This is a genomic window from Actinomadura roseirufa, assembly GCF_900659635.1.
Classification (GTDB): domain Bacteria; phylum Actinomycetota; class Actinomycetes; order Streptosporangiales; family Streptosporangiaceae; genus Spirillospora; species Spirillospora roseirufa.
The window spans coordinates 1-3,313 of sequence record NZ_CAACVB010000478.1 but is presented as its reverse complement, the minus strand read 5'-3'; the positions used below and the strand labels follow the sequence as shown (position 1 = coordinate 3,313).

Here is a 3,313-nt window from a genome sequence, read left to right as displayed (position 1 = left end):
CGCCACTCCCCGAGCGCCCGGTCGAGCGCCTCCAGCGCCTCGGCGTGCGCGCCGCGCGCCAGCGCCCGGCGCCCCTCGTCGGCCCCGGCGGTGAACCGCCACAGGTCCACCCGCCCCGGCGCGACCGCGAGCAGGTACCCGGGGTCGCGGGTGAGCAGGAGCTCCGGGGGCGTGCGCGGCGGCCGGTCCGGCTCCAGCACGCGGCGCAGGTGCGCGATGTAGGCCTGGAGCGTCCGGGTCGCGCCGGCGGGCGGCTCCCCCGCCCACAGCTCGTCGATCAGCCGGTCCAGCGACACCACCCGGCCGGGCTCCAGCGCCAGCATCGCCAGCAGCGTGCGCTGCTTGCGGGTGCCGGGATCGAGGACGCGGCCCGCGCCGTCCACGACCTCCAGCGGGCCGAACAGCCGCACCGCCAGCCCCGTCATGATCCCCCCGCGTCGTCCGAGGTCACAGCATAGATCCGGGCGACCTCAGCTCGATCCCAGCCCGATCCCAACACACCCGCGGCACCGTGGTCCCACCGACCGAGAGGGGACGAGAGATGAACATCGACGAGCTGCGCCGCGCGGTCCGCGGCACCGTGCTGGCCGCGGGCGACGACGGCTTCGAGCGGGCCCGGAGGCCCTGGAACCTGGCCGTGGACCAGCCCGTCCGCGCCGTCGTGGAGGCCGCGGACGCCGCCGACGTCGCCGCGCTGGTCCGGCACGCCCGCCTCGCCGGGCTGACGATCGCGACCCAGCCGAGCGGCCACGGCGCGACCGGCGACGTCCGCGACACCGTCCTGCTGCGCACCGCCCGCCTGGACGAACTGGACGTCCGCCCCGCCGAGCGGACCGCCCGCGCGGGCGCCGGCGTCCCCTGGGGGCGGGTGCTGGAGGCGGCGAGCCCGCACGGCCTGACGGGCCTGGCGGGCAGCAGCCCGGTCGTGACCGTCACCGGCTACACCCTCGGCGGCGGGCTCAGCTGGTTCGGCCGCCGGCACGGCTTCGCCTCCGGTGCCGTCCGCGCCTTCGACGTCGTCGACGCCGAGGGGACCCCGGCCCGGGTGACCGCGGCGTCCGACCCCGACCTGTTCTGGGCGCTGCGCGGCGGCGGAGGCGACCTCGCGATCGTCACCGCGGTCGAGTTCGACCTGTTCCCCGCCCCGCACCTGTACGGCGGGCGGATGCTCTGGCCCGCCGCGCAGGCCCCGGCCGTCCTGGACGCCTTCCGCGAGATCACCGCCACCGCGCCGGACGAGCTGACCACCTGGTTCGAGCTCGTCCAGTACCCCGGCGCCGAGCCCATGGCGGCCGTCGACGCCGCCTTCCTCGGCGAGGCCGCCGACGCCGAGGCGCTGCTGCGCCCCCTCGACAAGGTCGCCGGGCGGCTCTCCGACGCCCGCCGCGCGCTCCCGGTCGCCGAGCTCGGCGCGATCACCGCCGAGCCCACCGACCCCGGCCCCGGCCGGTCCCGCGCGGAACTGCTGACGGGCCTGACCGACGAGGTCGCCGCGGCGCTGCTGTCGCGTCCGGTCGCGCCGCTCCTGACCGTCCAGCTCCGGCACCTCGGCGGCGCGCTCACCCGGCCCTCCGACACCGCCGCCGGGCACCTGGACGAGCCGTTCGCCCTCTACATGTTCGGTGTCCCCGGCGCGGACGGCGGCGCCGCCGTCCGCGCCCGCCAGGACGAGATCGCGAACGCCCTCGTCCCGCACACCACCGGCCGCAGGCCCTTCACCTTCCTGTCCCCGGGCGACCGCGCCGCGAGCGCCTTCACCGCCGAGACCCTCGCCCGCCTCCGCACCCTCAAGCGCTCCCGCGACCCCCGGGGCCTGTTCCGCAGCAACTACCCCGTCCTGGCCTGACCCCCGCGCCGCGCCCGGCTAGGGTGGTGGCCTCACCGGCCTCCGTCCCGGGGCCGGCGCATGGCACGACCGACCGCGTCGGCGCGACCTCGTAGGGCGTTGATCTCAAGTGCACCGGCTTCTCGCGCGCCTCTGGAAGCTGCTGAACGGCCGCCTCCAGTGGAGGCTCGTCCGGCTCAGGAACCGGACGTTCCTCGTCTACGCGGCCGGGATCGTCCGGGACGACCAGGGGCGCGTGCTGCTCCTGCGGCACCGCCTGTGGCCCGAGCACCGCGCGTGGGGCCTGCCCGGCGGATACGCCCACGGAGGCGAGCGGCTCGAGGACGCGGTCGTCCGCGAGGTGCGCGAGGAGACGGCCCTGGAGGTCGAGGTCGAGGGCCCTCCCGTCGCGCTCCGCAGCGGTTTCGAGCTCCGCGTCGAGGTGTTCTACCGGGCCAGGGTGACCGGCGGGAGCCTCGACCTGGAGGCGGCGGAGATCCTCGAGGCCCGCTGGTGCGCCCCCGGCGACCTGCCGGACGCGCTGTCCCCCCGCCACCACGCCCTCCTCACCTCCCTCACCGCCCACTGACCCGGCCGATCGATCCGAATCCAGGGGGCCGGTTCGAGTTGGCCGATGACATGACCATCGGCCACTGCGATATTTAGCCGATTATTTGCTCGCCCTTCATGCTCTCCGGCCGCTGCACGACATGAGTGACCGATGCCGGACAATTGAACACGCCATTGAATCAACGCAGTTCAGCGCCACCCGATCACCGTATGTGCGCACTACTTGCACGGATTCGATCTGGACTCGGCAGCGGTAAGACCTACCGTGGTGATCGTCCCTCGCCGAAAGGAAAGATTCGATGATCGCTCGTCCGAGCAGAAGGATCGCCGGCCTTCTGGGCCTTTCCCTCACGACCGTCGGCATCGCCGCCCTTCTCCAGGGCTCCGCGGATGCTCATACCACGAAGCCGCGAAATGCTCCCCTCCGGGTCGAGTACGGGAACATCGACGCGTCGACCCTCCAAAAAGGCACGCGCAATGCTTCGTCGTTCGCCCGGGACGGCGGGTTCGTCAAGCGCTATCTGGACAGCCAGGCCCGGCTAGGGCGGCGGATCGACGAACGGAGCATAAAACTCGCCACTGTGCCGAATCCCGTGCAGCGGGGGACGGATCTGACCATCGCCTGGGACGGCACCCGCATGCCGGTCAACGTCTCTCTTGGCAAAGTCTCCGGGGACACCGGCGGCAAGCTCGGTGTCGGCGTCACCTTCGACGAAACCCGGGGCGGACCTGCGGCGGCGGAGTCCGCCAGTGGCACCGGCTACGACTCGGCCGTCGAGACCAAGAACGTGAACAAAATCTCGAACAACTGCGCCACAGTGAAGCTTTTTCATCCTTGGTGGATGCCTTCTGATCACAGCGTGATCGCAGGTTGCCAGTTCGGCTCATGACGTAGCGAAGCTCCTGGTAGACGGGTTG

The 3,313-nt window shown here is 73.0% G+C and carries 4 protein-coding genes; 3 read left to right on the top strand and 1 reads right to left on the bottom strand.

From position 1 onward, the window contains the following. On the bottom strand, nt 1-425 hold a 425-nt coding region (locus E1291_RS40415), incomplete at its 3' end, for an AfsR/SARP family transcriptional regulator (protein WP_207401230.1). Between the two features lie 116 nt (nt 426-541). Between E1291_RS40415 and E1291_RS40410 the strand changes: the two genes are divergently transcribed. From E1291_RS40410 to E1291_RS40400, 3 genes are all read left to right on the top strand, one after another. Further along, the gene (locus E1291_RS40410) at nt 542-1,846 is read left to right on the top strand and encodes an FAD-binding oxidoreductase (protein WP_131743285.1); all 1,305 of its coding nucleotides are present in this window, start codon (nt 542-544) and stop codon (nt 1,844-1,846) included. A gap of 109 nt (nt 1,847-1,955) precedes the next feature. After that, nucleotides 1,956-2,414 (top strand): NUDIX hydrolase, encoded by a 459-nt coding sequence (locus E1291_RS40405; RefSeq protein WP_131743284.1) that lies wholly within the window; start codon nt 1,956-1,958, stop codon nt 2,412-2,414. Between the two features lie 280 nt (nt 2,415-2,694). Then, the gene (locus E1291_RS40400; protein ID WP_131743282.1) at nt 2,695-3,285 is read left to right on the top strand and encodes a hypothetical protein; all 591 of its coding nucleotides are present in this window, start codon (nt 2,695-2,697) and stop codon (nt 3,283-3,285) included. The last annotated feature ends 28 nt before the right edge of the window (nt 3,286-3,313 follow it).

Excerpts from the sequence above, each read along its gene's own strand:
- E1291_RS40410 (WP_131743285.1), top strand. The coding sequence starts at position 542 with ATGAACATCGACGAGCTGCGCCGCGCGGTCCGCGGCACCGTGCTGGCC.
- E1291_RS40400 (WP_131743282.1), top strand. The coding sequence starts at position 2,695 with ATGATCGCTCGTCCGAGCAGAAGGATCGCCGGCCTTCTGGGCCTTTCC.